Below are 26,503 nucleotides of genomic sequence, written 5' to 3'. Positions count from 1 at the left end.
AACCCCGTAGAACGTTGATTCTACGGGGTTTTTAACCATCGACTGGCGGAGACGGAGGGATTCGAACCCTCGATCCAGGTTTTAGCCCAGATGCTCCCTTAGCAGGGGAGTACCTTCAACCTCTCGGCCACGTCTCCTGCACTTTTTGTCACGCGGGAGGCAGCGCGACGAAGCCAAGATAATAGCGGGTTAGCCGACGCGGGTCAATTTCATGAGACAAAATTTTTCATCTCGTGAATTGCATCGAACAGCGCTTCGACGCCTATTGCGCCGCTTATTTCGACTACAGCCATAAAACACCCTGCAAGCTGTCACACCCGCGCCGTTTCCCGCGTACCCTTAGCCGCGATCGAGTTCAAATACCTTATGCAGCGCGCGCACGGCGAGCTCAGTATATTTTTCGTCGATAAGCACCGAGATCTTGATCTCCGACGTCGAGATCATCTGGATATTGATGCCCTCTTCCGCCAGCGTACGGAACATCGTGCTCGCGATACCCACGTGCGAGCGCATACCCACGCCGACCACCGACACCTTCGACACCTTCGGATCGCCACGCACCTGCTCGGCCTTCACGTGGTCCTTCACCTGGCTCGTCAGGATCTCCATGGCATGCGCGTAATCGCCGCGGCCAACCGTGAACGTGAAGTCGGTCTTGCCGTCCACGCTCGTGTTCTGGATGATCATGTCGATGTCGATATTCGCATCGGCCACCGGTCCGAGGATCTGGTACGCAATACCCGGCTTGTCGGGCACGCCCATCACGGCAATGCGCGCTTCGTCACGCTGAAATGCGATGCCCGAGATAACAGCTTTTTCCATGGTCTCGTCTTCTTCAAAAGTAATCAGGGTGCCCGAGCGCATTTCGGTTTCGAGCGGAATCAACGGGTCCGTCAGGCTCGACAACACGCGCGTCTTGACCTGATATTTACCGGCGAATTCCACCGAACGGATCTGCAGCACCTTCGACCCGAGGCTTGCCATTTCCAGCATCTCTTCGAACGTCACGCGATCCAGCCTGCGCGCTTCTTCGACCACGCGCGGGTCCGTGGTGTAGACACCGTCAACGTCCGTATAGATCAGGCATTCGTCCGCTTTCAACGCCGCCGCAATCGCGACTGCCGACGTGTCCGAACCACCGCGTCCCAGCGTGGCGATATGCCCGTCAGGATCGACGCCCTGGAAGCCCGTGACCACCACGACCTTGCCTGCGTCGAGATCGGCGAGCACACGCGTGCCGTCGATGTCGCTGATGCGTGCTTTCGTGAACGCGCTATCGGTTTTGATCGGCACTTGCCAGCCGGCATAGCTGACCGCTTCGAGACCCTCGGCTTGCAACGCAATCGCGAGCAGGCCGACGCTGACTTGCTCGCCCGTGGAGGCAATCATGTCGAGTTCGCGCGGGTCGGGATGAGCGGTAATTTCGCGCGCGAGGCCGAGCAGGCGGTTCGTTTCGCCGGACATGGCCGACGGGACGACGACCATCTTGTGGCCGGCCCTGTGCCATTTCGCGACGCGCTTGGCGACGTTCTTGATGCGCTCGACCGAGCCCATCGAAGTGCCGCCGTATTTATGTACGATGAGTGCCATTGTCGTTTTGAACAGGAGGAAAAGCCGCGCTGGCGCGCCGTTTGATGCGCCGCGTACTGCACGACTGCACGTGTTTCACGTATTGCATCAGAAGCCGGCTTGAAGAAACACAAGCAAACCCTGGATCGGTGCGATCGACGACTTAAGCGTGACGACGAAGCGCGGTAGCCGCACGCGCAAGGTTGGCTCGCGCGCAAAATGCAATTCTGGCGGCTAAAAACGCGTCTTCTGGACGGAAAAGCTGCTTGAAAAGCGTTGCGGGAAACCGGTAAACGTACCCGATCGAGGCCCAAAACACAAGCCGGAACGGGCGATTCGACGCGTTTGCGGGGCGCTGGCAGGCCGCGCGCAGGCCGCTTACAGGCGTCCACAAGAAAAATCGACCGGGATTTGTTCCCGCGTATAAAGTACTGAAAAATCGGGGCAGATTGAGTTTCGCACGCCGGGACCGGCGCAGATGCAACGCGCCAACGCACCGGCTAGCCGTTCAGGCAATAACCAGGTCCGGCTGCCACTCGATCCGCCTATACCTAAGCTCGCCACCCTCACCGCTGACTTCGACGCACGCCCGATTGACGCCGATGGAAGGCACGAACAGCAAGGTTTCGCCGAGAAACACCAACGGGACGTCGCGTTTCCAACCCGGCACGCCGCGCTCCTGAAACAGGTTTTTCAGGGTCCGGCCGGGTCCATCCGCACTCAAGCGCAAGCGCTCGCCGCCCGCGCGCGAACGCGCGCAAAGCGGCGCGGCGCGCAGCGTGGCTTCGGAAACCGCGTCTGCGTCGCTTGACTGCGCGGGCTTGAACACGAACGTCCCGCGCCAATGCGGCAGGCGCCAGATACTTTCGCCGTCCCAGTTCAGCACGCTCGCCATGCGCGCGGGATTTGCGCCATCGTCGAGATCGGCGGGGTCCGCGCTATCGCCCTTTTCCCAGAAGATCGCATCGCGATACGCCCGCAAGCAAGACCCGGCGTGATCGATGCGCAACGCATGGCCGTCGCGGGAAACCGCGGCGTCGCGCAATTGCCGCAGCACCTCGCCAATACGCGCCGCCGATGCCGCCTGCAATCCGAGCGAGCGCATCCAGTAACGCAGCAGGTTGATCGCGCGTTCATCGTCGAAAGCGAGTACCGCTGACAAGGCCAGCGCGCCCTCATCGTTACCTTGCGCCGAGGTCATGTCGATGCGCGCGAGTTCATCGAGCAACCTTTGCGCCGATGCCGCATGCGACGCGGTCCGCGCGAGCGCATCGCGAAAACCGGGAAAATGCACAGCGAGCGCCGGCAGCACGTCATGACGCAGCGCGTTGCGGGCATAGCGGGTATCGGCGTTGGATTCGTCGTCGATCCAGCGCAGATCGCGCTCATGTGCGTAATGCTCAAGTTGTGCGCGCAACAGATGCAATAACGGCCGCACGCGAGGCGTGGAGACACCGTCGGCGCGTTGCGGCGCCATTGCGGCAAGCCCGGCCACGCCCGCGCCGCGCAGCAATTGCAGCAACACGGTTTCCGCCTGATCGTCGGCATGATGCGCGAGCCAAAGCGCGCTTGCGCCCTGCTCGTCGCACAGCGCGTCGAGCGCGCGATAACGCGCGTCGCGTGCCGCCGCTTCGAGACTCTCGCCGCCTTCACGCACCACGTCGACCTGACGCGACGCGAACCTGATGCCCAGCGCTTGTGCGAACGCGTGACAATGCGCGGCCCAGGCGTCGGCGTTCGGACTCAAGCCGTGATGAATATGCAACGCAATCACACGTGACGCCCCCCCACATCGAACCGCAGCATCGAGCAACGCAGTCGAGTCGAGACCGCCGCTGAACGCAACGGCGATGAAGGGTCGAGGAGAGACCGGCACATCGGCGAACGCCGCACGCACCGCATCGATCACGAGGCGGCTGGCGGGAGTGTCAATGTCGGAGGATGTCACGGGAGTCGGCTTGTTAAGCTGCCTTCAAGGCAGCAGCCTGTCAGGGCAAACTGCACAGAGGAAACCGTGAGCGCCGCGCTCAAGCTTTACGCACCCGGCAGGTTTTCCTTGAACTTGCCGTACGCCATCAGCTTGTCGAAGCGGCGCGCACGAACGTCTAGCGCATTCATGCCGTGGAACTGGCGCAGCGTATCGGCTAATGCACGGCGCAGCAATGCAGCCATGCCTTTCGGATCGCGATGCGCGCCGCCCAGCGGCTCGTTGACGATCTTGTCGATCAATCCCAACGCCTTCAGCCGGTGAGCCGTCAAACCCAGCGCTTCGGCCGCTTCCGGCGCCTTCGCCGCGCTTTTCCACAAGATGGACGCGCAGCCTTCGGGCGAAATCACCGAATACGTTGAGAATTGCAGCATCAGCACGCTGTCAGCAACGGCAATAGCCAGCGCACCGCCAGAACCGCCTTCGCCGATGATGGTCGCCACAATCGGCGTCTTCAGTTCGGCCATCACATACAGGTTACGACCGATTGCTTCCGACTGCCCACGCTCCTCTGCCCCAATACCGGGGTAAGCACCCGGGGTGTCGATGAACGTGAAAATCGGCAAGCCGAATTTCTCCGCAAGCCGCATGAGCCGCTCAGCCTTGCGATACCCCTCCGGGCGCGGCATGCCGAAATTGCGCGCTGCGCGCTCTTTCGTGTCGCGGCCCTTCTGCTGGCCGATCACCATGCAGGGCTGGCCGTTGAACCGCGCCAGGCCGCCGACGATAGCCAGGTCGTCCGCATAAGAGCGGTCGCCGTGGAGTTCGTGGAAGTCGGTGAACAGCTCATTCACATAGTCGAGCGTGTACGGGCGCTGCGGATGACGCGCGATCTGCGAAACCTGCCAGGGGGTCAGATTGGCATAGATATCTTTGGTGAGTTGCTGGCTCTTCTTCGACAGCCGCTCGATTTCTTCCGAAATATCGACAGCGGAATCGTCCTGAACGAAGCGCAATTCTTCGATCTTCGCTTCGAGTTCAGCGATAGGCTGTTCGAAATCCAGAAACGTGGTCTTCATATGTTCGAATCCTAGAGCATCGGGCAGCGCGTATTCTAACCGCGCCGGCCTCACTAAATTTCGGGTCGCAACTATCGATTATAAGATATCAATAGCTCAGCAACTGCGACCGGGGAATTTTAGTGATCGGCGGGGACGGGATAAAGGCTGCGCCACATGTACCAGGTCGCGACGGTGCGCCACGGTTCCCAGTTGGCCGCGACTTCGCGCGCTTCGCTGCGGGTCACGGGCTCGCCGCTGAAATAGTTGACGCTGATGGCCTGGATCAGGCCGAGGTCATCGAGCGGCAAGACGTCTGGGCGCGACAAGTTGAAGATCAGGAACATTTCAGCCGTCCACCGGCCGATGCCGCGAATCTGCGTCAACTCCGCGATTACGGCCTCGTCTTCCATTGATGTCCAGCTATCCACGTGCAATGCGCCCGAAACGAAATGCTGCGCGACGTCGAGGATATATTCGGACTTGCGCTTCGATAACCCGCACGACTGCAACTTCGCCGGTCCCACCTTGATGAACTGCTGCGGCGCGAGCGTCGGGCACGTACCTTCCACGCGCTTCCAGATGGCCTGTGCAGCCGTCACGGAAATTTGCTGGCCGACAACCGAACGCGCAAGCGTGGTGAACGGATCGTCGCGATTGATCAGATGCACCGGGCCGAACTTCGGAATCAGCTTCTTGAGAATACGGTCGCGCTTGACGAGGTCGGCGCACGCCTTGTCCCAATACTCGGGACGCGCCGCTTCCACCGATAACCCGGGCGTCTGCACCGGCACGGTTTTCTCGGCGGTGATCGCACGCGACTTGCGGACGATCTCGCCGTCGTTCTGCGGCGCGCGCACGAGCGCCTGCGTGGCGTCGGCGCCAATGTCTACCTCATCGGTTTTCACGTCGAGCACGCCATTAGTGTCGCCGCTCACCTTCTTGGCAGACACCTTGGATGACACCTTATGTGACCCTGAAGGCGCAGTTGCCCGCACTGTCTTGCGTGCACGAACGAGACCGTTCGTTTTAGCCGTTTTCGCGACAGCGTCATGGACCACGCCATTGACCGCACGTTTCTTCGACACCGTCTTGCGTTCTCCGTCGTGGCCAGCACCGTTGACGAGCTTCGCCTCGGGCGTCGACACCTTCGACGTTTTCACTTGCGCGCGCCGCGCGACCTTGCTCGCGGGCGCCGCGATACTACCGGACGCGGCTCGTTTAGCCGGCGCCTTTCTGGCCGTTGCCATCATGCCTCCTACCTGGCGAATCGATCAAAGGGAACGAGAGGCGCTTAAGCGCGGCGCCATTCGGTCAACCCGCCCGGTTTGTCCTCAAGTGCAATCCCGGCTTCGAGCAATTCGGCGCGAATCCGGTCTGCTTCGGCATAGTTCTTCGCCTGCTTCGCAGCAACACGAGCGGCGATCTTCATGTCTATATCGGCAGGCGTGAGGTTTTCTGCACCCTCTTTGCCACCACTTTCGCGACTGCTGCGCGGTGTGTCCTGAAGAAACGCACGCGGCTCACGTTGCAACAACCCGAGCACAGCGGCCAGTTCCTTCAATTGACGTGCGAGCACGGTGTCCTGCGATCGATTCACTTCGCTCGCCAATTCGAACAACACGGCGATCGCAACCGGCGTGTTGAAATCGTCGTTCATTGCCGCGCGAAAACGTTGCGCATGCGCTTCGTTCCAGTCGAGCGGCGCGACATCCGGCGTCACGTCTTTCAACGCTGTATACAAACGTGTGAGCGCTCCACGTGCGTCTTCTATATGAACGTCGCTGTAATTGAGCGGCGAACGATAGTGTGCCCTTGCAATAAAAAAACGCACGACTTCCGCATCGAATTTTTCGAGGACTTCACGAATGGTAAAGAAGTTGCCCAGCGACTTCGACATCTTTTCGCTGTCGATCTGCACGAAGCCGTTGTGCATCCAGTAGTTCACGAACTGAACGCCCGTTGCAGCCTCGCTCTGCGCAATTTCATTCTCATGGTGCGGAAACTGCAGGTCCTGACCGCCGCCGTGAATGTCGAAACGGTCCCCCAGCAAGGTGCAGCCCATGGCCGAACATTCGATATGCCAGCCCGGCCGGCCGCGTCCCCATGACGAGTCCCAGCCCGTGTCCGGCGGCTCCCCTTCCTTCGCGCGTTTCCACAATACGAAGTCGAGCGGATCTTGCTTCGCGTCGTTTGCAGCCACGCGCTCGCCCGCGCGCAGGTCTTCGATCGACTTGCCCGACAGCTTGCCGTAGCCCTCGAACTTGCGCACCGCATAGTTCACGTCGCCGTCTTTCCCCTGATACGCGTACCCTTTCTCCACGAGCGTCTGGATCATGCCCAGCATCTGCGGAACGAAGTCGGTCGCACGCGGTTCGAGATCGGGACGCGCGACGCCGAGCGCATCGAGGTCGTCATACATGGCCTGGATGAATCGCCCGGTCAGCGCCTTGATCGACTCGCCGTTTTCAACTGCGCGGCGAATGATCTTGTCGTCGATGTCTGTGATGTTGCGCACATAAGTCACGTTGTATCCGAGCGTGCGAAGCCAGCGCTGGACAATATCGAACACGATCATCATGCGTGCGTGCCCGACGTGACAATAGTCATACACTGTGATTCCGCAAACGTACATGCGCACTTCTCCGGCACGGAGCGGCACGAAAGGTTGCTTGTCACGCGCGAGCGTGTTGTAGATGCGCAATGAGTTCATAGGCGATGGTGCGTGGGCCGGGACATCCGTGTTTCGACTGCTGGCTAATGTGTTGTGACGGCTGTGTTGTAACGGCTTGTGCGGTTGTGACGGCGTGCTGCATGTCCGCGTTGTTCGCATTCCGTTCGCGTTCGTTTCCGGCTGCCAATATCGACGGTGACAGCGGTGCTTTCTGCACTGCTGCGGCCCATGCTACAGGTAGCCGTGAAACGACAGCAACATCGAAAACGACAATGAGACCGGCAACGAGAACGACGTCGACGCGAACATCAGCGATGTGACACGTTCCAGCAAGTTCCAGCACGTCCAACATGTTTGACCCGGCCCGGCTTCGAACTTGAAGCGCTGCGAACCGTGCGCGCCGTCGCGAGAAACATGACGGTCACGCTGCGATCAAAACGGAGGCGGCCGCGAGTGGCGTAAAGACTGTCTGGACGTTCAGCGGAACGTTGCAGACGTTTTGTTAGAATGGGTCGGAGTATAACATCCAGACCAGAGCCTATGAAACCTTCAAGCGGCCGCGCATCAAGCGTTGCCAAGCTAGCGGCGACCGCCCTTGCAACCGTCACATTCGGACTTGGTGCAACTTTTTTGCCAGTTGCGCCGGTGCTTGCACAAGTCTCCACCGCCACTGCGGACGACACGCCCGCCATCGACCTGGCTATTGCGCAGAAGCAATGGCCAAGCGCGCTCGCGCAGCTCGACGCACGCCTGAAGACCAACCCGCGCGACGTGCAGGCCAAGTTCAAGCGTGCGACCGTACTCGCGCGTTTGAACCGGGACGACGAAGCCATAAGCGCGTTCACCGAGCTTACCCAGGCCTACCCCGAACTGCCCGAGCCATACAACAATCTTGCCGCGCTCTATGCCAAGAAGGGCCGCTATGATGAAGCACGCGTAGCGCTCGAAACGGCGACGAAGGCCAATCCGAGTTACGCGCTGGCGTACGAAAATCTCGGCGATCTGTATCTGCGGCTCGCGAGCGAATCGTATAAACGGGCGCAGGCGCTTGGATCGAAGAGTCCGTTGACCACACAGCGCGTGGGCGACATTCAGAAGATCGTGTCGCCTCCGCCGCGACGTCGTCCGGAAGCCGCGGCGGCAGCGGCAGCGGCCGCGTCGGGTGCGTCGAATGGTTCGGCCGCTTCGGCGCCGGCGGCGGCTTCATCGGCAACGGCCGCGTCTTCGTCGAGTGCAACCTCTAATGACTGGACGGCGCCGACATCGGGTACCACGTCCAACACTAACGACATGTCGTCGCCGCTTTACTCGCCGTTCGGCGGACCCAGCGTGCCGCTTTCGACCACGCCTTACTTCGCGCCCACGAATCCATAATTCCGATAATCCGGCAGGATCGAACGTTCAGACGGCCAGGCAACTGAATAATTTGAACGTTCGACAAGTCTTCACCCGTAGCTGCTCCAACCAGAGGATCGATTACTCATGAAAAGTTTGTTGTTGGCGCTCGGCAGCGCTGCACTCATCGCCCAGGCGCCCGCCTTCGCTCAGTCGTCGCAGACTGCTGCTCACCCGACCGTGCTGCTCAAGACTTCGCAAGGCGACATCAAGGTTGAGTTGTATCCTGAGAAGGCGCCGAAAAGCGTCGCCAACTTTCTGGACTATGTAAAGTCAGGCCAGTACAACGGCACGATTTTTCATCGCGTGATTCCGGGCTTCATGATTCAGGGCGGCGGCTACACGACCAGTTTTGTCGAGAAACCCACGCGCGCGCCCATTCCGCTTGAAAGCAAGAACGGATTGAAGAACGCGACCGGCACGCTCGCCATGGCACGCACGAGCGATCCGGATTCGGCGACGTCGCAGTTCTTCATCAACACGGTCGACAACACCGGCCTCGATTACCCCAACGGCGACGGCAACGGTTATGCCGTGTTCGGCAAGGTGGTCGCGGGCATGGACGTAGTGAAGAAGATCGAAGGCACGCCGACGACCACGCGCGGGCCCATGGGCGATGTGCCGCAAACGAACGTCGTGATCCAGTCGGCTAGTGTGGTCGGTAAGTAAGCTCGCGAATAAGCCTGGAAGCGGGCCACAAAAGCCCAAGTCGGGGAACAAGTCGTAGCCGCTCGCCTTCACGGCGAGCCGGCATGAAGCAGGCATACGCCGTGCGCATCGCGTATTGCTCCATCTACTCTTGAAAAGGAAAGGAACTCATCATGGTCGAACTGCATACGAATCACGGCATCATCAAGATCGAACTGAACGCTGAGAAGGCGCCCAAGTCGGTCGAAAACTTTCTGAACTACGTAAAGAAAGGCCACTACGACAACACCGTGTTCCATCGCGTGATCGACGGCTTCATGATCCAGGGCGGCGGTTTCGAACCGGGCATGAAGCAAAAGCCGACGGACGAACCTATCGACAACGAAGCGAACAACGGCCTGAAGAACGAGCACGGTTCCGTCGCGATGGCGCGTACGAATGACCCGCATTCGGCCACGGCGCAGTTCTTCATCAACGTCGGCGACAACGAGTTCCTGAACCACTCGTCGCCGTCGCCGCAGGGCTGGGGCTACGCGGTGTTCGGCAAGGTCGTGGAAGGCCTCGATATCGTCGACAAGATCCGCAAGGTCAAGACGGGCTCGAAGGGTTTCCATCAGGACGTGCCGGTGGATGACGTCGTGATCGAAAAGGCTGTCGTCGCCGGGGAATGATCGACTCGACGCACAGCGTGATCGAAACAGCCGAAACAGCGGGCGCGACAGATACAGCGCGCCCGCTGTTTTTCATTTCCGATCTCCATTTGAGCGACGCCATTCCGCACACGGTGGCGGCGTTCGAGCATTTCATCGAGGTGACGGCGAACGATGCCGACTCGGTGTTCATCCTCGGCGACTTGTTCGAATTCTGGGTGGGCGACGATGTGCTGGATGCGTCGGTACCCGGTCCGCGCGCCGCGTTCGCGAGGCGCATGACGGCGTTGATGCATACGTTGTCCGAACGCGGCATTGCGTTGTATGTGATGCACGGCAACCGCGATTTCCTGCTCGGCAAGCGTTTCATGCGGGCCGCCGGGGCGCTGCCGTTGCCCGATCCTTTTGTTATCACCGCCTTCGGCACGCGTATTGTGGTGGCCCACGGCGATGCGCTTTGCACGGCCGATCCCGCGTATCAGCGCTTTCGCCGGTTTGCGCGTAACCCGGTTGCGCAACAACTCTTCTTGAGCTTGCCGCTGAAGCTGCGCTTATCGATTGCGGAGCGCATGCGCTCGACCAGCGAAGACGGAAGAATGCGTCCGGCGCAGGCGAAATATGACGTGACGCGCGACGCGGTGGCAAAGCTGTTCGCGAGCACCGGCACCCACACGATGATCCACGGCCACACGCATTTACCCGCGCGTCATCGGGAAGCAGATGGCGTTCGCTGGGTCATGCCTGATTGGGAACTGGATCACGGCGAGCCACGCGGCGGATATCTGCGCGTGGATGCTGATGGTATTCGGGCATTGCCGCTGGAATGAATTCAGGCGGGAGGTTTCCTGCGTGCTTTCGGGCTTTTGGGCCAATGCCCGATGAACCCGCCCTCGCTTTCAGCGACGCGCTGCTTCGCCTTTCATTGCATCGGAGAGGCGCTTCAGGTCGATAAATGCGGCATTCTCGACGCCGCTGATCGCATCTATGCGCGTGCCCAGTTTCTCAAGCGCCGCCACAATTTCATCCACACGATGCGCTTGCGTAGACGCGTGATCGATCAGGCCGTGGATGGCAAGCGACACCGGATCGTCGGCGTTTGGCGTGATGCCGTATGCGCAGAACGCCGCGCGCTCAGGCATAGCGGAGCCTTTTTGCACTGGCTTGACGGCTGCCGGCATGACCACGCGAGCCGGATTACCCACGGCCGTTCCGCCCGCCGGAACCGGCTTCACCACCACCGCGTTCGAACCGATCTTCGCCTCCGCGCCGACCGTGAACCCGCCGAGCACTTTCGCGCCCGCCCCGACAATCACGCCGCGCTCAAGCGTCGGATGCCGCTTCGCGCCGCGCGCGAGCGACGTGCCGCCAAGCGTCACACCTTGATAGATCGTGCAATCGTCGCCGATTTCCGCCGTTTCGCCGACCACCACGCCCATGCCGTGATCGATGAAGACCCGCCGTCCAAGCGTTGCGCCGGGATGGATCTCGATGCCCGTCATGAAACGCCCGAACTGCGAGACAAACCTCCCAAGCCAACGCCAGCCCGCGCGCCAGCAAGCGTGCGCGATCCGGTGCAGGACGACAGCATGAAAGCCCGGATAACACGTCACGACTTCCCAGGCGCTGCGGGCGGCCGGATCGCGCTCGCGGATGGCGGCGATGTCTTCGCGGAGTCGGTTAAACATGGCGGTGGCTCTGTGGGGTGACCGGGTGCCGACTCTCGGATGCGCGGCTCAGCACGGATTCGGGAATCGATAGTTCAATTTCCGCAGATTGTAGGACGAGCCGTGGAATTCCGCTGCGATGCCCCCGCTGGCAAAGCGGTCAGGCGTTGGGGGCTCGCGTTGATCACAAGATGCGCGAGCGGCGAAACGCGGACAACGCGCGACGCGTCTTCGCCATTGCCGTGCGGGATAAAATCCTTCCTATCGCTTGATCTTTAGAAGAATATGCTTGGCGATACCCCGAAGAATGTTCACCTCCTCGTGCTCCAGTCCCGAGCGCGAAAAAAGCCGTCGCAACCGCGACATCAGTTTCTTCGGGTTGGCCGGATCGAGGAAATCGAGCTCGACCAACGCCTGTTCCAAATGCATGTACATGCCTTCTATCTCGTCGCTGGACGCGCTTGGGACGGACGTTGTCGGGCTCGCCGTCGCGGGAATGGCTGGCATTGCGTCCCCGCGACCGAGCAGCGCCAGCCGCAGCTCGTAGGCCAGAACCTGAATCGCCTGCGCCAGATTCAGCGAGCTATAGGCGGAATTCGCCGGAATGTGCGCGAGCGCGCTGCAGCGCTCCACGTCGGCATTCGACAAGCCCACGCGCTCATTACCGAACACGAGCGCGATGGTGCCCGAATTTCCGACGTGCCCCCGACCCACGAACTCGCAGGCTTTCTCTGCTGCGGCGCGCGGCGCCATCTGCGGCGGCCCATATTCCCGCGAACGCGCCGTCAACGCGATCGACCAATGCACGCCAGTCAGGGCATCGGCGAGTGTTTCGACAACTTGCGCCGACGCGAGCACGTCGTCGGCGCCGCTCGCCATCGCAATCGCTTCCGGCTCGCGCGTGACGAACGCGATTTTCGGCGCGACGACGACCAGCCGGGAAAATCCCATCGTCTTGAGCGCGCGCGCAGCCGCGCCGACATTGCCGGGATGGCTCGGTTCGACCAGCACGAAGCGGGTCGACGCAAAAGCGTCGTCCGGGCGATCCGGGGAGTTTGATGAGGGGTTCAGGTCCAAGGGGAAACGCTTGCCGGAAGGTTGAAAGAGACGTCATGGTATCGCCGCGCGGCCCATCCGGCGACCTGTCCGGCGACATAAGCTGCGCGAGGCATGACGCGCCGGCGGCCGACTCGGGTAAAATACGCCGTTCGCGCGTGTCCGCTGTTGCAAGTCGCTGTAATCAGGCGCTATTGCAGGTTCAAAGAAGGCACGCGCCCCGCTCTTCTTCAATTCGTTGCCGTCGACATACGTCGTTTTTGCCCGCTGGTTTGGGCCGTTTTCCGTTCGGGGTTGAGACTTCGTGTGCGGCTTCAAGCGCGTGCGTGAAGCGCAGCCGCCGGCCAAAGGACTATTTTCATGCATCCGATGCTCAATATTGCTGTCAAGGCCGCTCGCCGCGCCGGACAGATCATCAATCGCGCGTCGCTGGACCTGGACCGCATCCAGGTCAGCAAAAAACAGCATAACGACTTCGTGACGGAAGTCGACAAGGCCTCCGAGGCAGCGATTATCGAAACGCTGACCACCGCCTATCCAAAGCACTCCATCCTCGCTGAGGAATCGGGCGTGCAGGACAAGGACTCGGAGTTCCAGTGGATCATCGATCCGCTCGACGGCACGACCAACTTCATCCACGGTTTCCAGTATTACTGCGTCTCCATCGCGCTCGCCCACAAGGGCATCATCACCCAAGCGGTCGTGTACGACCCGACCCGCAACGACCTGTTCACCGCGTCGCGCGGCAGCGGCGCTTATCTGAACGAGCGGCGCATTCGCGTGGCAAAACTGGATCGCCTCGGCGATGCGCTCGTCGGCACGGGTTTCCCGTTCCGTGACGGCGCGGGGCTTGACGCGTATGCGAAACTTTTCTCGCAGATGACTGAAGCCTGTGCCGGCTTGCGCCGCCCCGGCGCGGCCGCGCTGGATCTGGCAAATGTGGCCGCAGGCCGGCTCGATGCGTTCTTCGAGCAAGGCATCCACGCATGGGACGTGGCGGCGGGCAGCTTGCTGATCACCGAAGCGGGCGGGCTGGTGGGTAACTACACCGGCGAATCGGATTTCCTGCACAAGAGCGAGATCGTCGCGGGCAATCCGAAGGTCTACGCGCAGATGATCAAGATCCTCGATCCCTTCACCACCACGCGCCAGAGCGCGTAACGAGGGAAAAGCGGGTTGAAGAAAGGCGGCTGCGGCCGCCTTTTTTGTTTGAGCGCGCAGTCCTCCGAGCCAAGCTCCGTGAGGGGCATCGCAGCGGCTTCCAGTCGGCTTTCGCACCCCTGCCGAAGCACGCTGCCAGCGCCCGAAAGCCTGACGTTCCCCGCGCAATTCTGCGCGTCGTCGCCGGCTCCGCTAAAGTGTCCTGCTAGCCGTCCGCGGCATTCCTCATCCTTTCTGCCGCCGTTGCTCTCCATCTAATGAAAAAAGGCTTCTATACGATCATTGCCGCGCAGTTCGTTTCGTCGCTCGCCGACAACGCGCTGCTGATCGCCGCCATAGCGATGCTGTCGGTGATGCATTCCGCATCGTGGGTCACACCGCTCTTGCAGATTTTCTTCACGGTGTCGTACGTGCTGCTCGCGCCGTTCGTGGGTGCATTCGCCGATTCCATCCAGAAACGCTACGTCATGTTCGTCTCCAACGCGTTGAAGGCCGGTGGCTGCGCGCTGATGATCCTCGGCGTGCATCCCATGATCGCTTATGGGGTGGTCGGTCTCGGCGCCGCAGCGTATTCCCCGGCGAAGTACGGCATCCTCACCGAGCTTCTGCCGCCCGAAAAGCTCATCCCGGCCAACGCGTGGCTTGAATCGGCAACAGTCGGATCGACGATTCTCGGCACTGTGATCGGCGGTGCGCTGGTCAGCCAGTACGTTCAGCACTTTGTGAGCGGCGCACATCTGATACTGATCCGCTCGGCCGCCGACGCCGCCATGTTCGCCGTCATGGTTGTGTATGCAGCGGCCGCGCTAATCAATATCGGCATTCCGGATACCGGCGCGCGATACCCCAACCGGCTGAAGGAACCGTCAAAGCTCGTCGGCGATTTCACCCATGCATTCAAGGTGTTATGGGGCGACAAGCTGGCGCAGATCGCGTTGTGGGTCACCACCTTGCTGTGGGGTGCGGCGGTCACGCTGCAACTGTTGGTGCTCAAATGGGCGGCGGCGAACCTGGGTTTGTCGTTATCGAAAGCGGCTGTGCTGCAGGGCGTGACGGGGCTCGGTATTGCGATGGGCGCGAGTGCGGCCGCCGCGTGGGTGCCGTTGCGCAGTTCGCTCAAGGTCCTGCCGATCGGCGTGGTGACGGGTGCCGTTGCGGTCGGCATGGCGTTCTATAACAAGGACCTGTTTCCGGCGGGTTCCGGCGTGCATATCGGCCCGCTGTTCGTGCCACTTTTTATCCTGGGCGCGTATCCGCTGATGATTCTGCTGGGCGCGCTGTCAGGCTTTTTCATCGTGCCGATGAACGCCATCCTGCAGCATCGCGGTGCGACGCTGCTGTCCGCCGGGGCATCCATCGCGGTTCAGAATTTCAACCAGAACCTCGCCGTTTTGTCGATGCTCGGCGCGTACGCGCTTTTGCTGACGACCAACCTGCCGGTGGAATGGATTATCGTGGTGTTTGGCGTGTTTATCTGCGTGATGATGTGGCTTGCCATGCGGCGCCATGCCCGCAATGAGCGGACCGTGGATCTGGGTGCGTTGGTTGAAGAGTGATGGAGTGACGCGGATCAGGGTGCGGGAATGGAATCTGCTGCATCCTTTGTTCGGCCGGCAAGAAAGCCGCGCTCTTCGCGGAGTGTGTGGATTGAAACGCGAGGAGCGCGGTCTGAAACAAACAAACGACACGTCAAAGGAGCTGCAAATGGGTCTGTTCACACGTTCCACACTCGATAGCAACATCAATGGCGCGGCCAAAGTGGGCCATCGCGCAGTTCAGGGCGCAAGCGACGCGGTCGATACCGCCAGCACGCAGTTGCGCGGCCTGCTCGACGACCTCGACAGCTCGATCCGCGATGCGAAAGACATCGACGTGGACAAGCTGCGCAAAGACTTGCAAGCCAAGCTGAAGACGGCGCGCGCCCAGTTCGACGGTTCGTCTTCCGCCATTGCCGGACGGCTGAACGACGCCGCCGGTTACGCCGATGAATTCGTCCACGACAAGCCGTGGCATACGCTGGGCGCGGTGGCAGGACTTGCGCTGCTGGTCGGGTTTCTGGCGGGAAGATCCTGATCGGCCTTGCGTTGGATTCCGAGGTAAAGCAAAAACGCCGGCATGCCGGCGTTTTTGCTTTTGGACGCGTGCTTTTTAACCGCCCCCTAACGTCTGGTCTGCGGTCTGCACGCACAAGTGGAAATCGCGCCTGTTTCCGCGTTAGCCATCCAGTCAGGGTTACCACGCCGGGCCAACGCGCTAGCCTTATGTCTTGGCACTTCCGCGATCGAACGACCACACGTCCGCAGCACTTTTAATACGCCCAATACCTGGTCCTACCGCCCATAGAAGCTGTCAAGAACAACTTGCACGGATAAGCAAAAAATTTATTTCTTCACACGTCTCAGTTTGACAGGCGAAGAATCCCCAACCAGCGTACGCTCCTGACGTCAGCACAGTAGGACTAATGAAAGCGATAGCTCAACCAAAGACAGCGCAAATTTTCGACCGGATCAACGCTCTCCAGTCAACAACTTCGCACTACTTCAACTCATCGCAGTTGACGCCTTTCGTGCGCGAATGGCGGGAGATCAAGAACGAGATTGATTCACTAATGAAGGTAGACGCGTGCGCTGCTTGGGAAGCAGCCGGCGCATGGAAGGGTCTCGCTGGAGACACGGCAGGAACTGAAATCGCATTTGCGAACAGCGTTCGACTGGGAAACTCCGGTTCGAACCGTGAAAACTGGATGATCACTCGCTTGAACCTCGGCCTGTTTTCTGCCGCCCAGAGCCTTTACACGGCCATAGGACATCCGAAAACGGGTTACTTCACACTGCTGCTCGAGGACGGCTATAAAACCGGCGCGATTGGGCAAGCAGCTTCGTTCATTGAGAGGGCTAGAGAAATGCGCATCAAATGGGGTGAGAATCAAGTCCAGGAAGTTATGAAGGCCGACGCCATCCTTCGTCATGCCGGAGTTTCGGATCAACAGATTGGACGGCAGCTCGACGTGGCAGGCGTGGTCCTTCGACGTCACCAAATCCGGCCGAACGTGTCAGTGCTCGTAACCTCGGCGGACGATTTTTTTAGCGGCGTCACTTATTCTCTCGCGGTACCCGTGGGGGCCGGAAAAGCGTTCGACATGAACGTGGAATTGGCGAGAGCAGAAGATAAAGCCGGCATCGACAAGAACGTTGCATTCGACGTCGTCTTCGAAGCGGTGGCATCTTGAGTTCCACGCCCCGAGAGCTGGTTGACTGCGCTGCTGAGTTGCTGAGGCAGGCCTTGGGGAGCCGCAGTATCGCGCGGTGTGCAGTCGCGCGTACTACGGCGCATTTCATGCTGCCAATGCGTTTCACAATGCGCTTTCCGCGCCAGGATCGGTGGGCGCCGCGCGGGGACGCCATCAGCAGTTGATCGCTCAGTTGTCAAATCCGACATGCAGCAAACAAAACGACAATTACTTTGTCTCCCAAGCGCTCAGCAAAAAGCTCCGTCCGCTGATCGATGCCCGCGTGAAAGCCGACTATCTGATCCATTCCGAGGTAAGCCTCGCGCTCGCCACGGCTGCAACGGCTAGCGCCGAGGCGATAGTACAGAGGGTAATGTGACCCTTGGCATGCAACCACCCTTTCGACGGTTCTCCCCGCTCGACGCCGTTGCAGAACCCGCCCTGCTGGTCTGATTCCCAACGGGGTGACCGCGATTCGTCTTGCTTGAGATTCCCGAAGGAGTAAAACCGCCGGCATTTCCAGCGCTTTTTCTTGTCCAGGCGCCGTTTTGTGATGGTCAACCGTACTGGCCACGCTCAGGGAAATAACGTTCCATGCCGTGTTAGCCAGTCGGCTGACATTCCCGCGACCAGCCAACGCGGTACACTCGTGCCCTTAGGACTTTCGCACATTCACGCACGCAAGATGGGTACGCATATCTCCGTTTCGTCTACCGCTCAAGACTTGGGCCCCGCCGCGCAGGAACCCGGCGCCGCGGTCGATCTGTCGCACCACACTCCCATGATGCAGCAATATCTGCGCATCAAAGGGGAGCATCCCGGCACGCTCGTGTTTTACCGGATGGGCGACTTCTACGAGCTATTCTTCGACGACGCCGTCAAAGCTTCGCGCCTGCTCGACCTCACGCTGACACAGCGCGGGGCGTCCGGCGGAAACCCGATCAAGATGGCCGGCATCCCCCATCATTCGTGCGAGCAATATCTGGCGAAGCTCGTGAAGCTTGGCGAATCCGTCGCTATTTGCGAGCAGATCGGCGACCCGGCGACATCGAAGGGACCGGTCGAGCGCAAGGTCGTGCGCGTAGTCACGCCCGGAACGCTGACTGATGCCGCGCTTCTCTCGGACAAAAACGACGTCTTCCTGTTAGCGCTCTGCCCGGCGCATAACCGCCGCGGCGTGCTCACGAGCGTCGGCCTGGCGTGGCTGAACCTGGCGAGCGGCGCATTGCGCCTCGCCGAAGTCGCGCCCGATCAACTGAGCGCGGCGCTCGAGCGCATTCGCCCAGCGGAAACGCTGGTGGCTGACTCGTTTTCTACGACCAACGCGCCGTTCGAAGTACCAAACGCAGGGGCGACAACACGGGCACCCGCGTGGCATTTCGATATTGAATCGGGCACGCAACGTCTGCGTGAGCAACTCGATGTCGCCAGCCTCGACGGCTTCGGTGCGCACTCGCTAACCTGCGCGTGCGGCGCCGCCGGCGCGCTGCTGCTGTACGCAGCCGCCACCCAGGGCCAGCAGTTGCGGCACGTGCGCAGCCTGAAGGTGGAGTACGAGTCGGAGTACATTGGTCTCGACCCGGCCACGCGGCGTAATCTCGAACTGACCGAGACCTTGCGCGGAACGGAATCGCCCACGTTGTGCTCGCTGCTGGACACATGCTGCACGACCATGGGCAGCCGTCTGCTGCGGCACTGGCTACATCATCCGCCTCGCGACTTCACTATCGCGCAAAGCCGGCAGCGTGCAATTGGCGCATTGCTCGACGCGCCTGCAACCGCGAGCCTGGATGGTTTGCGCGCAGCTTTGCGGCAGATTTCGGACATCGAACGGATTACGGGACGGCTGGCGCTGCTGTCGGCCCGACCGCGCGATCTCTCCAGCCTGCGCGATACCTTTGCGGCACTCCCCCAACTGCGCGAACGGCTTGCCGCCGTGAAGATGAATGCGGCATCGCTTGAACGTATCGACATATCACTCGAGCCACCGCCCGAATGCCTCGCGCTGCTGAGCCGCGCAATCGCGCCGGAACCCGCGGCGCTGATCCGCGACGGTGGGGTGATCGCGCGCGGTTACGACGCCGACCTTGACGAGCTCCGCGATATCTCCGAGAACTGCGACCAGTTCCTGATCGACCTGGAGACCCGTGAACGCACGCGAACGGGCATCGCGAACCTGCGGGTCGAGTACAACAAGGTGCATGGCTTTTATATCGAAGTCACGCGCGGTCAGACGGACAAGGTTCCCGATGACTACCGCCGTCGCCAGACACTGAAGAACGCCGAGCGTTACATCACGCCGGAGTTGAAAACCTTCGAAGACAAGGCGCTGTCCGCACAGGACCGGGCATTGGCCCGCGAGCGTTTGCTCTACGACGCGCTGCTGCAAACACTGTTGCCGCACATTGGCGACTGCCAGCGCGTGGCGGCGGCGCTCGCTGAACTCGACCTGCTTGGTGCGTTCGCGGAACGGGCGCTCGCGCTCGACTGGATCGCCCCGGCATTCGCGGCCGATGCAGGTATCGATATCGAGCAAGGACGGCACCCGGTGGTGGAAGCGCAGGTCGAGCAGTTCATCGCAAACGATTGTTGCTTGAATACCGAGCGCAAGCTGCTGCTGATCACCGGACCGAACATGGGCGGTAAGTCGACGTTCATGCGACAGACCGCATTGATCGCGCTACTGGCTTTCGTGGGCAGCTATGTGCCCGCGAAACGCGCATGCTTTGGACCAGTCGACCGGATCTTTACGCGCATCGGCGCCGCCGACGACCTCGCCGGCGGCCGTTCCACCTTCATGGTCGAGATGACGGAAGCGGCGGCCATTCTGAATGACGCCACGCCGTCGAGTCTTGTACTGATGGACGAAATCGGCCGCGGCACGTCCACGTTCGACGGCCTCGCGCTCGCATGGGCCATCGCACGGCATCTGCTGTCGCATAACGGCTGCCATACGTTGTTCGCGACGCATTATTTCGAACTGACGCAGTTGCCGGCTGAGTTTGCTCAGGCAGCAAACGTGCATTTGTCGGCGGTCGAACATGACCACGGTATCGTGTTCCTGCACTCGGTAAGCGAAGGTCCGGCGAACCAGAGCTACGGCTTGCAGGTGGCGCAACTGGCGGGCGTGCCGCCAGCCGTCATCAAGGCCGCGAGGAAACACCTGGCGCATCTGGAGCAGCAGTCGATCGGCCAGCCGTCGCCGCAATTCGATCTGTTCGCGGCACCTGTTGTGGAAATAGCCGACGCCTACGAACGTGACGAACCGGTCGAAGCGCCACCGCACCCCGCGCTCGACCGGCTGCGCGCAATCGATCCGAACGAATTGCGACCACGCGACGCACTCGATCTGCTCTACGAACTACATGAGCTGGCGTCGAACGCTCCGGATGCGTCGCGTTAAAGCGGACTTTGCCACCGGCTGGCCGGGCGCGCGACGCATGGTGCGCACCCGCGTCATCGTTACTGGCTTATGCGCCCTCTTCCTGCTGGCCGGAAGACCGCAGCGCGCCCAAGCTGAAGCGCCGCCACTCGCGCCAGTCACGCCGCTGACATTCGCGATTGCTTCGAATGTACTCGACAAGCCCGCCGGCGAAACTGCGCTCCAGCATCTGATCAACGCCATCGGGCAAGAACGAAACACGTCGTTCATCGTCTACGATGGCAACCTCAAAGGCGAAACGGAACCGTGCCGGGATTCGCTCTACAACACGCGCCAGCAAATCTTCGATAGCTCCCGCAAACCGGTCGTCCTGCTGCCCGGTGGCAGCGACTGGGCATCTTGCGGTCTCGCGCAAGCAGGCAGTTACGATCCGGTCGAGCGGCTGGATTTCATCCGCCAGTTGTTCTTCGGCGACTCAAGTTCGCTCGGTCAGACGCCTATGAACGTGATCCGCGAAAGCGATGTCGCTCGCTTTCGGCCGTTCCGCGAAAATGTCCGATGGCAAACCGGCGATATCGCGTTCATTGGTTTGAACGCGCCCGCGCCAAACAATCACTATCTGACCGCGGGTGGGCGCAACGGAGAATTCGAGGACCGTTCCGTCGCCAACGCGTTCTGGCTGGAACATGCCGTTGAAACCGCGCGGCGTTCGGACATGCGTGCGGTCGTCGTGATCCTGCAGGGTGACCCCGACTTCGCGCGTTACGAGCGTCGCGATCGTTTCGCATGGCTGCACTTTTCTCGCGGCGAACCGTCGCGCGATGGCTTTCTCGAACTCAAGCGCAGCCTTGTCAAAGCCGCCGAATTGTTTCGTGGACCCGTGATCGTGATCCACATGTCGGATACACCGATACCCAGGGGTTTTCGCATCGACCAGCCGCTGCGCAACGACAAAGGCACGGTGGTCGCCAATCTGACGCGCATCGCGATCGGCTTGAAGAAACCGCAATCGCAATGGCTGGAGGTGGAGTCCGACTTCGCCTGGCGGCCGCCCTTTCGAGTGCGCGTACGCGACGTGATCGTGCGGCCGGTGGCGCCCGGGCAAGCACCGGCGCCGACCGTGCCCGGGTCTTCGCCAATACCGTCGTCGGCACCTTCGCCATCTTCCTCGCCTTCTTCGATCCCCGGCGTTGAAAACGAGACCCCCGGGCCGTCATCGTTTTTCCAGCAGATGCAGCCAGTGCAGCCGGCGCAGCAAATGCAACATTCCGCGCCGGCACTTCAACCAGACACCGGCGTGCCCGCGTCTTCAGTACCGCCCACGCTGAACTTGAACTCGCCCGCGAACCTGCCGCCAATCCTGCCGGAACCGGCGAGTCCCACGAGCGGCGCATCGGGCGCAGGCACGGGCCAATAAGCCCGTTCACGGATCAACCGCGCGAAAAATAAAACAAAGGCGCAGCAACCTGCCTGCGCCTTGTTTCACATCGCTTGGGCTCGCCCCCTACACACGCCTCAATGCAAGGTCGGGCCAGCGTCCTTGCCCGGCTCTTCGTCGTCCTCGTCGAGGACTTCGAGACCGTCAAGGCCATGCGCGTGCTGATGTTCCTTCTCGTCCTCGGTGGCTTCCCGGACTTCCTGCACGTTCAGCGCGAAGCGCAGCGCCATGCCCGCCAGCGGATGATTGCCGTCGAGCACGACCTTATCTTCAGCCACGTCGGTGACCGTGTAGATCAGCGAATCGAGTTCGTCCTCGCCGTCTTCCGGGGTGCCCTCAAACTGCATGCCGACTTCGAGCGGTTCCGGAAAGCGGCCACGCGCCTCCACCTTCACGAGATCGGGATCGTACTCGCCGAACGCATCCTGCGGTTCGAGCTGCAACTGCGTTTGATAGCCGGCTTCCTGACCGTCGAGTGCTTCCTCGATCTTGGGGAACGTGCCATCATAGCCGCCGTGCAGATAGACCATCGGCTCGTCGCTTTCCTCGATCAGATTGCCATGAGCGTCCGAGAGCTTATAGGCTACTGATACGACGGTGTCTTTTGCGATTTTCATTGGATTCTCCAAGATACAAGCCTCAATTATACGATGCCAACGCGGTCCCCTAACGTTCCCTCAAGTCCTTTCGCGGTGCCGCTTCCCGACGAACCTTCAACCCTGCTCGGCAACCTCACGCCAGCGCAATTCATGCGCCGGTACTGGCAGAAAAAACCGCTCCTGATCCGTCAGGCGATTCCTGACATTCAAGCGCCGCTATCCCGCGACGAACTGTTCGAACTCGCCGATAGCGAAGACGCAGAATCGCGCCTTATCACGCATTTTCGCAAGTCCTGGGCAATGGAGCACGGGCCTTTTGCGCCCGACGAATTGCCATCTGTGAAAAAGCGTGACTGGACGTTACTCGTGCAAGGGGTGAACCTGCACGACGACCGTGCGCGCGCGCTGCTGGATCGCTTCCGTTTCATCCCCGACGCCCGCGTCGATGACCTCATGATTTCGTACGCCACCGACGGCGGCGGCGTGGGTGCGCACTTCGATTCCTACGACGTGTTCCTGTTGCAGATCCACGGCAAACGGCGCTGGCGCTTCGGCGCCCAGCGCGATCTCTCGCTAAAAGAGGGGTTGCCGTTGAAAGTTTTACAGCACTTCGAAGCAGACGAGGAATGGGTGCTGGAACCGGGCGACATGCTTTATTTGCCGCCTCACATCGCTCATGACGGTGTGGCCGAAGGCGAGTGCATGACCGCTTCGATCGGCTTCCGGGCACCTTCTGCAAGCGAATTGTCAGGCCAGTTCCTGTATCACCTCGCGGAGCGCCTGGACGATGCCGGCAGCGCTGGCGCAAAAGGCGCCAAGGCTGGCGCACAGCGCTACCGTGACCCCTCGCAGCCGGCGGTCAGCCACCCGGCGTTACTGCCACCGCTCATGATCGAACGAGTTGGCGCGATCCTTGCGAACATTGAATGGAATGAGAAGGACGTCGCTTCGTTTCTCGGAACGTACCTGAGCGAACCGAAGCCTAATGTTGTATTCGATCCGCCGCGGCGCCCTTTGAATGAGACGCGGTTTATCGAACGCGCGAAACAGTCCGGTTTGAAGCTCGATAAAAAGACCGGGCTGCTTTATGACAAGCACGCTTATTTTATGAATGGCGAGCAGGATTTATTGTCGGGAAAGCTCAAGAAATGGCTTCCTGAACTCGCCGACAAACGGTATTTGGAGGGGAAACGCTTTGTAACACTCTCAGGCGATTCGTCAATGACAGTGCTACTACACGAGTGGTATTGTGCGGGCTGGATACAAGTCGACGCAAACGCCTAGTGTTTGGCCTGTCTTGCTGTTCCGCGGGTTGAAATGTATGAGAAAGACAACGTATTGTCCCCTGATTTATCGACGGTCGATACGAAAGTGCATATAATTTCCGCCCAAGCCGTAGGAAGTCTCACAGACATACATAATGTGAGTCCACAACGGCCCGGGTCGGTGTTGGAGCACACATTACCGGTACTTTGCGCTGTTGCTTACCTTTAACCATAAAAGGACGTGATCATGAAGAAATCTCTCCTCGTAGCATCCCTGTTGGCTGCTGTTGCGCTTGCTGCATGCAACAAGTCTAGCGATACGGCTGCTCCGGGCGCTGCTAGCGATACCTCGGCTGCTGCTAGCGATACCTCGGCTGCTTCGGCACCTGCTGCAGCTGCTTCGGATTCTGCAGCTGCTGCTAGCGACGCAGCTTCGAGCGCTACGGCTGCTGCAAGCGACGCAACTGCCGCTGCTGCATCGGCAACGGACGCAGCTTCTGCAGCTGCTCCTGCTTCGGGCGCAAGCCAGTAAGCACCTAGTCAGGGGTCTAGTTTTCCGCTCTTTTAGCTGTTTCATCTAGCTGAAAACGAAGCCTCCGCAATAAGCCTCGCAGGATGTCATTCTGAGAGGCTTATGAAAAAACCGGCCCGAGGGCCGGTTTTTTTATGTCTGCTGGTTCTTGGCGTGAATACGCGGAATGCCACTATGCGGCGTTATGCAGTGTTTATGCAGCGCGCTATAGGGAAACGCAAAGTGGCGTCATAACGACAGCCAGTCGAACCCATCGGCTTGCGTAGCCACCACGACATCGGCCGGAATGCCACCCAGCACGGCGGCCAGCGCCGCCTGGGCCAACTCAGGCAAGTTGTTCTGTTGACTCAGGTGAGCGGCCACCAGATGGCGCAGCTTCGATCGATCGAGCGCTGCGAGAATCCCTGCTGCAGCGTCGTTGTTGAGGTGTCCATGCATACCGCCAATCCGCGCCTTGAGCGACGCTGGATAGCGGCTTGTCGCGAGCATCTCGACATCGTGATTCGACTCGAGCACCAAGGCATCGCAACCGCTCAGTACATTCGTGATGTGGGCAGTAGCGCCCCCGACATCCGTCAGGACGCCCAAACGGCTTGTGCCGTCCGAGAACACGTACTGGAGAGGCTCGCGCGCGTCGTGGGGCACAGTATAAGGGAGCACTTCCAGGTCCCCTACCACCACGCTCTCGTCGCCCCAGAGCACCCGAAGATCTACCGGCGCGTCATCGGCACCCACTGCGCGTGCGGTGCCCCAACTCATGTGCAACGGAATAGACCATTTGCGCGCCAGCGTCAGCGCACCGCCAATGTGATCCGTGTGCTCATGCGTAATGAGAATGGCGTCGATCTGGTCTGCCCGCACGTCGAGCCGCGCCAGGCGCCGCTCGACTTCCTTCGCGGAGAAACCACAATCCAGCAGCACGCGCGTAGTAGTCGTACCGCTGACCGACTCGACCAGCAACGCGTTGCCTTCGCTGCCGCTGCCGAGACTGGCAAAACGCATCGGCGAAAACCTAGTTCAACTGCGCGTGCAACAACGCAACAATCCGTTGCGCGTCAGTGGATGTATCCACCGCCCCGTTGGCGTCGACCACCGCGATCTCCGTAATCGTATCGGCCTTCGGACGCACGTTGACCATGAACTCGCGCGCAGGCTTGGGTGTGCCGCCGCCAAAGAACTTGCCGAGCAATCCGTCCTTCTTCAACTCCTGCATGGAGTCCGAGAAGCGCACGTAATACAGGCCCTTCGCGCGGTCCCGATTGTCGACGGTGAAGTTCGTCCGGTCGAGTGCAAGTCCCACACGCAACCAGGCGCTGTCGAACGGCTCGGAGAGATCGAGCGTGGACGGACCACCGGTCGGATCCACGCTTGCCGTTGCAGTCGCCGGGGTTGCATCGGTCAACAGTTGCTTCGCCTGTGCGTCAGTGAGGCCGAACTTCTCCATCAGCTTCGCGAGGAACGCGGCTTCGAGAGCCGGATTACGTGGCCGCTCGACCCATTTCGACGAGGTCTTGTCCTGGCCCGTCAGCATTTCTTCCATCGCGCTGTGGCTGATGGAGATGTCGGTGGAACCGCTCGAACCGCGCTCGACCAGCGTACGGAACTGATCGCGCGTACCCGATGAATACGCAAAGTCGACCAGCTTGCCAATGCTCTTCCTGAACCAGTCGTCCGGAATGTTCGCGCGATTTTCGGCCCAGTCGGTCGTCATGATGCCGGTAGCGGCGGCATCGGTCTTGAGCGTGAAACCGTTCTCTTCCCAGAACTCCTGCAACTGCGGCCAGAGCTGGTCGGGGGAACGGCCATCGACGACTAGCCAGCGGCGATCGCCGTCACGCTCCACGTGCATGCCGAACGGGTCTTGCGGCGTTGGCACGCCCACGGTTGCATTGCCTGCAGGCGTCAGCGCCCGCGGCGCGGCGCCGCCAAGCGTATTCAGCTTGGGCGGTGCGGCATAACGCTGGCTAATGTCCGCGGTACTGAGATCCGATGGCACGGCCAGCGTAGGCGCCGTTTCAGCACCCTTGTAATTGACCCGATCCGGCGCGAGCCAGTCGTTCAACGTGTCACAACCGGCAAGCGAGATCAGCGTGCCGATTCCAAGCGACAGCACGCTCAGGGTGCGAGCGTGATTGAATAAGGCGGAACGTTTCATGAGGTCCTTCGTGATGCTGAATGCGCGTTGCCTGGAAGCTAAGCCGGGAACGGGTCGATGAACGACGGGTTGATGACACTCGCTGGCTGGCCAAACGGTAA

The 26,503-nt window shown here is 60.7% G+C and carries 24 protein-coding genes and 1 tRNA gene; 13 read left to right on the top strand and 12 right to left on the bottom strand.

Annotated features, from left to right (window positions below; translation table 11 throughout):
* Positions 1–43: 43 nt before the first annotated feature.
* The 7 genes from ACSQ8V_RS06460 to ACSQ8V_RS06430 all read right to left on the bottom strand — a co-directional run bounded on the left by ACSQ8V_RS06460 (position 44) and on the right by ACSQ8V_RS06430 (position 7,580).
* A tRNA-Ser gene (locus tag ACSQ8V_RS06460) sits at positions 44–137 on the bottom strand.
* Between the two features lie 202 nt (positions 138–339).
* Complete coding sequence (locus ACSQ8V_RS06455; RefSeq protein WP_213763232.1) at positions 340–1,590, bottom strand: aspartate kinase; 1,251 nt, start codon at positions 1,588–1,590, stop codon at positions 340–342.
* A 487-nt stretch (positions 1,591–2,077) separates the two neighbouring features.
* Entirely contained in the window at positions 2,078–3,517 is a 1,440-nt protein-coding gene (gene tilS / locus ACSQ8V_RS06450) for a tRNA lysidine(34) synthetase TilS (protein WP_436205243.1), read from the bottom strand.
* Between the two features lie 86 nt (positions 3,518–3,603).
* Positions 3,604–4,575, bottom strand: a complete 972-nt coding sequence (locus tag ACSQ8V_RS06445; RefSeq protein ID WP_213763236.1) for an acetyl-CoA carboxylase carboxyltransferase subunit alpha — start codon at positions 4,573–4,575, stop codon at positions 3,604–3,606.
* A 119-nt stretch (positions 4,576–4,694) separates the two neighbouring features.
* On the bottom strand, positions 4,695–5,804 hold the full coding sequence (locus ACSQ8V_RS06440; protein WP_436206602.1) for a DNA-3-methyladenine glycosylase family protein: 1,110 nt from the start codon (positions 5,802–5,804) through the stop codon (positions 4,695–4,697).
* Between the two features lie 44 nt (positions 5,805–5,848).
* Positions 5,849–7,267 carry a cysteine--tRNA ligase gene (gene cysS, locus ACSQ8V_RS06435; protein WP_436205242.1) on the bottom strand — a complete coding sequence of 473 codons (1,419 nt, stop codon included), beginning with the start codon at positions 7,265–7,267 and terminating at the stop codon, positions 5,849–5,851.
* Positions 7,230–7,580 (bottom strand): hypothetical protein, encoded by a 351-nt coding sequence (locus ACSQ8V_RS06430; RefSeq protein ID WP_436205241.1) that lies wholly within the window; start codon positions 7,578–7,580, stop codon positions 7,230–7,232. Before ACSQ8V_RS06430 ends, cysS begins: the two co-directional genes overlap by 38 nt.
* 155 nt (positions 7,581–7,735) lie before the next feature.
* Here ACSQ8V_RS06430 and ACSQ8V_RS06425 point away from each other — a divergent pair, with 155 nt between their 5' ends.
* The 4 genes from ACSQ8V_RS06425 (at position 7,736) to ACSQ8V_RS06410 (ending at position 10,748) form a co-directional block, all read left to right on the top strand.
* Positions 7,736–8,602, top strand: a complete 867-nt coding sequence (locus ACSQ8V_RS06425) for a tetratricopeptide repeat protein (RefSeq protein ID WP_436205240.1) — start codon at positions 7,736–7,738, stop codon at positions 8,600–8,602.
* 108 nt (positions 8,603–8,710) lie between these two features.
* Positions 8,711–9,292, top strand: coding sequence for a peptidylprolyl isomerase (locus ACSQ8V_RS06420; protein ID WP_031363942.1), 582 nt, complete (start codon positions 8,711–8,713; stop codon positions 9,290–9,292).
* Between the two features lie 152 nt (positions 9,293–9,444).
* Positions 9,445–9,942: a peptidylprolyl isomerase gene (locus ACSQ8V_RS06415; RefSeq protein WP_213763243.1), complete on the top strand. Its 498-nt coding sequence runs from the start codon at positions 9,445–9,447 to the stop codon at positions 9,940–9,942.
* Positions 9,939–10,748, top strand: coding sequence for a UDP-2,3-diacylglucosamine diphosphatase (locus ACSQ8V_RS06410; RefSeq protein ID WP_436205239.1), 810 nt, complete (start codon positions 9,939–9,941; stop codon positions 10,746–10,748). The genes ACSQ8V_RS06415 and ACSQ8V_RS06410 overlap by 4 nt, the downstream gene beginning before the upstream one ends.
* A gap of 69 nt (positions 10,749–10,817) precedes the next feature.
* On the opposite strand, the gene cysE is transcribed toward ACSQ8V_RS06410, so the two are convergent.
* Positions 10,818–11,606: a serine O-acetyltransferase gene (gene cysE / locus ACSQ8V_RS06405; protein WP_436205238.1), complete on the bottom strand. Its 789-nt coding sequence runs from the start codon at positions 11,604–11,606 to the stop codon at positions 10,818–10,820.
* A gap of 240 nt (positions 11,607–11,846) precedes the next feature.
* On the bottom strand, positions 11,847–12,662 hold the full coding sequence (locus tag ACSQ8V_RS06400; protein ID WP_436205237.1) for an RNA methyltransferase: 816 nt from the start codon (positions 12,660–12,662) through the stop codon (positions 11,847–11,849).
* Between the two features lie 339 nt (positions 12,663–13,001).
* Here ACSQ8V_RS06400 and ACSQ8V_RS06395 point away from each other — a divergent pair, with 339 nt between their 5' ends.
* The 7 genes from ACSQ8V_RS06395 (at position 13,002) to ACSQ8V_RS06365 (ending at position 21,830) form a co-directional block, all read left to right on the top strand.
* Positions 13,002–13,802: an inositol monophosphatase family protein gene (locus ACSQ8V_RS06395; RefSeq protein ID WP_213763250.1), complete on the top strand. Its 801-nt coding sequence runs from the start codon at positions 13,002–13,004 to the stop codon at positions 13,800–13,802.
* Positions 13,803–14,059: 257 nt separating this feature from the next.
* Entirely contained in the window at positions 14,060–15,358 is a 1,299-nt protein-coding gene (gene lplT / locus ACSQ8V_RS06390; RefSeq protein WP_213763252.1) for a lysophospholipid transporter LplT, read from the top strand.
* Positions 15,359–15,506: 148 nt separating this feature from the next.
* On the top strand, positions 15,507–15,875 hold the full coding sequence (locus ACSQ8V_RS06385) for a DUF883 family protein (protein WP_089165653.1): 369 nt from the start codon (positions 15,507–15,509) through the stop codon (positions 15,873–15,875).
* Between the two features lie 388 nt (positions 15,876–16,263).
* Positions 16,264–17,031 carry a hypothetical protein gene (locus tag ACSQ8V_RS06380; protein ID WP_436205236.1) on the top strand — a complete coding sequence of 256 codons (768 nt, stop codon included), beginning with the start codon at positions 16,264–16,266 and terminating at the stop codon, positions 17,029–17,031.
* 76 nt (positions 17,032–17,107) lie between these two features.
* Positions 17,108–17,410, top strand: coding sequence for a hypothetical protein (locus ACSQ8V_RS06375; RefSeq protein ID WP_436205235.1), 303 nt, complete (start codon positions 17,108–17,110; stop codon positions 17,408–17,410).
* A gap of 306 nt (positions 17,411–17,716) precedes the next feature.
* Positions 17,717–20,434, top strand: coding sequence for a DNA mismatch repair protein MutS (mutS, locus tag ACSQ8V_RS06370; protein WP_436206601.1), 2,718 nt, complete (start codon positions 17,717–17,719; stop codon positions 20,432–20,434).
* Positions 20,421–21,830, top strand: coding sequence for a hypothetical protein (locus ACSQ8V_RS06365; protein WP_436205234.1), 1,410 nt, complete (start codon positions 20,421–20,423; stop codon positions 21,828–21,830). Before mutS ends, ACSQ8V_RS06365 begins: the two co-directional genes overlap by 14 nt.
* 98 nt (positions 21,831–21,928) lie before the next feature.
* Here ACSQ8V_RS06365 and ACSQ8V_RS06360 read toward each other — a convergent pair whose 3' ends face one another.
* Positions 21,929–22,468 carry an FKBP-type peptidyl-prolyl cis-trans isomerase gene (locus ACSQ8V_RS06360; RefSeq protein WP_031363930.1) on the bottom strand — a complete coding sequence of 180 codons (540 nt, stop codon included), beginning with the start codon at positions 22,466–22,468 and terminating at the stop codon, positions 21,929–21,931.
* Positions 22,469–22,501: 33 nt separating this feature from the next.
* Between ACSQ8V_RS06360 and ACSQ8V_RS06355 the strand changes: the two genes are divergently transcribed.
* Positions 22,502–23,734, top strand: coding sequence for a JmjC domain-containing protein (locus tag ACSQ8V_RS06355; protein ID WP_436205233.1), 1,233 nt, complete (start codon positions 22,502–22,504; stop codon positions 23,732–23,734).
* 228 nt (positions 23,735–23,962) lie between these two features.
* Positions 23,963–24,247: a hypothetical protein gene (locus ACSQ8V_RS06350; protein WP_255631249.1), complete on the top strand. Its 285-nt coding sequence runs from the start codon at positions 23,963–23,965 to the stop codon at positions 24,245–24,247.
* 228 nt (positions 24,248–24,475) lie between these two features.
* On the opposite strand, the gene ACSQ8V_RS06345 is transcribed toward ACSQ8V_RS06350, so the two are convergent.
* On the bottom strand, positions 24,476–25,249 hold the full coding sequence (locus tag ACSQ8V_RS06345) for an MBL fold metallo-hydrolase (protein ID WP_436205232.1): 774 nt from the start codon (positions 25,247–25,249) through the stop codon (positions 24,476–24,478).
* Positions 25,250–25,259: 10 nt separating this feature from the next.
* A complete protein-coding gene (bamC, locus tag ACSQ8V_RS06340) occupies positions 25,260–26,402 on the bottom strand; it encodes an outer membrane protein assembly factor BamC (protein WP_436205231.1) in 1,143 nt (380 codons plus the stop codon).
* Between the last annotated feature and the right edge of the window lie 101 nt (positions 26,403–26,503).

Source organism: Caballeronia sp. LjRoot31, from assembly GCF_964253885.1.
Lineage (GTDB): Bacteria > Pseudomonadota > Gammaproteobacteria > Burkholderiales > Burkholderiaceae > Caballeronia.
Note: the sequence above shows the minus strand (reverse complement) of the source record. Positions and strands in the feature narration are given on the sequence as shown.

What these genes read in the sequence shown, in the direction of transcription:
- ACSQ8V_RS06455 (WP_213763232.1), bottom strand. Translation starts at nt 1,590, where the DNA reads ATGGCACTCATCGTACATAAATACGGCGGCACTTCGATGGGCTCGGTC.
- ACSQ8V_RS06445 (WP_213763236.1), bottom strand. Translation starts at nt 4,575, where the DNA reads ATGAAGACCACGTTTCTGGATTTCGAACAGCCTATCGCTGAACTCGAA.
- ACSQ8V_RS06440 (WP_436206602.1), bottom strand. Translation starts at nt 5,804, where the DNA reads ATGGCAACGGCCAGAAAGGCGCCGGCTAAACGAGCCGCGTCCGGTAGT.
- cysS (WP_436205242.1), bottom strand. Translation starts at nt 7,267, where the DNA reads ATGAACTCATTGCGCATCTACAACACGCTCGCGCGTGACAAGCAACCT.
- ACSQ8V_RS06430 (WP_436205241.1), bottom strand. Translation starts at nt 7,580, where the DNA reads ATGTTGGACGTGCTGGAACTTGCTGGAACGTGTCACATCGCTGATGTT.
- ACSQ8V_RS06425 (WP_436205240.1), top strand. Translation starts at nt 7,736, where the DNA reads ATGGGTCGGAGTATAACATCCAGACCAGAGCCTATGAAACCTTCAAGC.
- ACSQ8V_RS06420 (WP_031363942.1), top strand. Translation starts at nt 8,711, where the DNA reads ATGAAAAGTTTGTTGTTGGCGCTCGGCAGCGCTGCACTCATCGCCCAG.
- ACSQ8V_RS06415 (WP_213763243.1), top strand. Translation starts at nt 9,445, where the DNA reads ATGGTCGAACTGCATACGAATCACGGCATCATCAAGATCGAACTGAAC.
- ACSQ8V_RS06410 (WP_436205239.1), top strand. Translation starts at nt 9,939, where the DNA reads ATGATCGACTCGACGCACAGCGTGATCGAAACAGCCGAAACAGCGGGC.
- cysE (WP_436205238.1), bottom strand. Translation starts at nt 11,606, where the DNA reads ATGTTTAACCGACTCCGCGAAGACATCGCCGCCATCCGCGAGCGCGAT.
- ACSQ8V_RS06395 (WP_213763250.1), top strand. Translation starts at nt 13,002, where the DNA reads ATGCATCCGATGCTCAATATTGCTGTCAAGGCCGCTCGCCGCGCCGGA.
- lplT (WP_213763252.1), top strand. Translation starts at nt 14,060, where the DNA reads ATGAAAAAAGGCTTCTATACGATCATTGCCGCGCAGTTCGTTTCGTCG.
- ACSQ8V_RS06385 (WP_089165653.1), top strand. Translation starts at nt 15,507, where the DNA reads ATGGGTCTGTTCACACGTTCCACACTCGATAGCAACATCAATGGCGCG.
- ACSQ8V_RS06380 (WP_436205236.1), top strand. Translation starts at nt 16,264, where the DNA reads ATGAAAGCGATAGCTCAACCAAAGACAGCGCAAATTTTCGACCGGATC.
- mutS (WP_436206601.1), top strand. Translation starts at nt 17,717, where the DNA reads ATGGGTACGCATATCTCCGTTTCGTCTACCGCTCAAGACTTGGGCCCC.
- ACSQ8V_RS06365 (WP_436205234.1), top strand. Translation starts at nt 20,421, where the DNA reads ATGCGTCGCGTTAAAGCGGACTTTGCCACCGGCTGGCCGGGCGCGCGA.
- ACSQ8V_RS06360 (WP_031363930.1), bottom strand. Translation starts at nt 22,468, where the DNA reads ATGAAAATCGCAAAAGACACCGTCGTATCAGTAGCCTATAAGCTCTCG.
- ACSQ8V_RS06355 (WP_436205233.1), top strand. Translation starts at nt 22,502, where the DNA reads ATGCCAACGCGGTCCCCTAACGTTCCCTCAAGTCCTTTCGCGGTGCCG.
- ACSQ8V_RS06350 (WP_255631249.1), top strand. Translation starts at nt 23,963, where the DNA reads ATGAAGAAATCTCTCCTCGTAGCATCCCTGTTGGCTGCTGTTGCGCTT.
- ACSQ8V_RS06345 (WP_436205232.1), bottom strand. Translation starts at nt 25,249, where the DNA reads ATGCGTTTTGCCAGTCTCGGCAGCGGCAGCGAAGGCAACGCGTTGCTG.
- bamC (WP_436205231.1), bottom strand. Translation starts at nt 26,402, where the DNA reads ATGAAACGTTCCGCCTTATTCAATCACGCTCGCACCCTGAGCGTGCTG.